At 68.3% G+C, this 1734-nt stretch carries 2 protein-coding genes and 1 pseudogene; 2 read left to right on the top strand and 1 reads right to left on the bottom strand.

The features are described 5' to 3' along the window. Together ACWDU1_RS32145 and ACWDU1_RS32140 are read left to right on the top strand one after the other, a co-directional pair. Positions 1–84: pseudogene (locus ACWDU1_RS32145) on the top strand (Rieske (2Fe-2S) protein); the annotation flags it as partial. A 98-nt stretch (positions 85–182) separates the two neighbouring features. Further along, positions 183–1052, top strand: a complete 870-nt coding sequence (locus ACWDU1_RS32140) for an alpha/beta fold hydrolase (protein WP_450004182.1) — start codon at positions 183–185, stop codon at positions 1050–1052. 11 nt (positions 1053–1063) lie between these two features. On the opposite strand, the gene ACWDU1_RS32135 is transcribed toward ACWDU1_RS32140, so the two are convergent. Further along, positions 1064–1537 carry a hypothetical protein gene (locus ACWDU1_RS32135; protein ID WP_450004181.1) on the bottom strand — a complete coding sequence of 158 codons (474 nt, stop codon included), beginning with the start codon at positions 1535–1537 and terminating at the stop codon, positions 1064–1066. Positions 1538–1734 lie beyond the last annotated feature (197 nt).

Raw genomic sequence — 1734 nt, 5'->3', positions numbered from 1 at the left:
GGTACCACCGCGGTCAAACCCGAGTGGAGTATCCGCACCTACCCGGTCCGCGTGGTGGGCGACGACGTCCTGGTCACCGCCTGACCGGCGGGACCCGACAGTACGAGAAACGGCCGGCCGCCCGTGGCCCGGTCACACCGGGGGCCGCCACGGCCTCCGGCGCATCCTTTCAGGAGTGAGATATGCCCGCGGTAACGGTGAACGGCGGCAAGGTCGTCTACGAGATACTCGGCACGACCGGTGATCTCATCGTGCTGACGCCGGGAGGCCGCTACAGCAAGGACATCCCCGGCCTGCGTCCGCTGGCCGAGGCGCTCGTCGAGGGCGGGTACCGGGTCCTGCTGTGGGACCGGCCCAACTGCGGCGCCTCCGATGTGCAGTTCTACGGGCAGACGGAATCGCATATGCGCGCCGAGACCCTGCACGGCCTGCTCACCGAACTCGGCACCGGTCCGGTGATCCTGGCCGGCGGTTCCGGTGGTGCCCGGGACTCGATGCTGACCACCATGCTCTACCCGGAGCTCGTCACCGGTCTGGTGCTGTGGAATATCGTGGGCGGCGTCTACGGCACCTTCAACCTCGGCGCCTATTACGTGCTGCCCAGTTTGCAGACGGTGCGCGGACTGGGTGTCGCGGGTCTGGTCCGGATGCGGGAATGGCGGGAACTGATCGCCGAGAACCCCGACAACGAACAGCGCCTGCGCGATCTGGACGCGGACGAATTCATCAAACTCTCACTGCGCTGGCTCAACGCCTATGTGCCGAAACCGGGCCAGACGATCCCCGGTGTGGACGACGAGATGTTCGAGCGGATACAGGTTCCCACTCTCATCATCCGCGGCGGTGCCCACGATCTGGACCATCCCAAACGGACCTCGCTCGAGGTGAGCTGCCTGATCGAGGGTTCGGTCCTCATCGACCCGCCGTGGCCGGAGGACGCCTGGGAGCGCGCCATGGAACAGCGGGCGCAGGGTCTGGTCAAGCAGTACAACATGTTCGACACCTGGGTGCTGGCCGCGCCGGAGATCCTGAAGTTCCTGGGCGACCGATGACCGTCGCGGGATCAAACCGTCTGGATCACGACCTCGCAGTTGGTCGAGGCCTCCAGCGCGGTGTGGATCCGGCTCTCCGGCACCCGTTCCAGATCGGCCTCCCGCAGCCGCACCCGCAGCACGTCGTAGCCCTGGGTGCCCGGCACCCGGATGATCTCCCCGGCCAGCCCGAAGCCGGCGAGCACGCCGTGCGCGTCGTCATCGGTACCGCGACTCACATAGGTGATCACTCCGGCCGCCGCGTCGGTGCCGAACACGCGCGCGCACACGGCGGTGATCCGCTGCGTATCGGCCGCCGCGTCGGTGCTGTCCAGCAGCACCTGCACTTCACGCCGGGACGGCGGTACCGCGCCGAGATCCTTGTCCAGCAACTGCCCGCCCATCTCGGTGAGGGCGTCGGCCAGTTCCGCCATACCGCGGGTCAGGGATTCGGCGGTGAGCCCACCGGCCGGATCGATATTCACCCGCAGCACCGCAGTTCGCATGCGGATCAGCCTAGTACGGGCAGCCCGGGCACCCGGCCCGATTCGAGTGCCGAGGGCACCGGCCGGAGCGCTCCCGGCGCCGAGCTCACCCAGGAGGGATGATGCAGCACACCTTCTCGTCGGCCGGAGGCCCGACGGTGGTCCCCTACCCCGGCAGCGATCCGCGCCTGCTCCGGGTAGGCGACGGGATGGAAACC

Source organism: Nocardia sp. NPDC003345 (assembly GCF_053589395.1).
Note: the sequence above shows the minus strand (reverse complement) of the source record. Positions and strands in the feature narration are given on the sequence as shown.

Excerpts from the sequence above, each read along its gene's own strand:
- ACWDU1_RS32135 (WP_450004181.1), bottom strand. The coding sequence starts at position 1,537 with ATGCGAACTGCGGTGCTGCGGGTGAATATCGATCCGGCCGGTGGGCTC.
- ACWDU1_RS32140 (WP_450004182.1), top strand. The coding sequence starts at position 183 with ATGCCCGCGGTAACGGTGAACGGCGGCAAGGTCGTCTACGAGATACTC.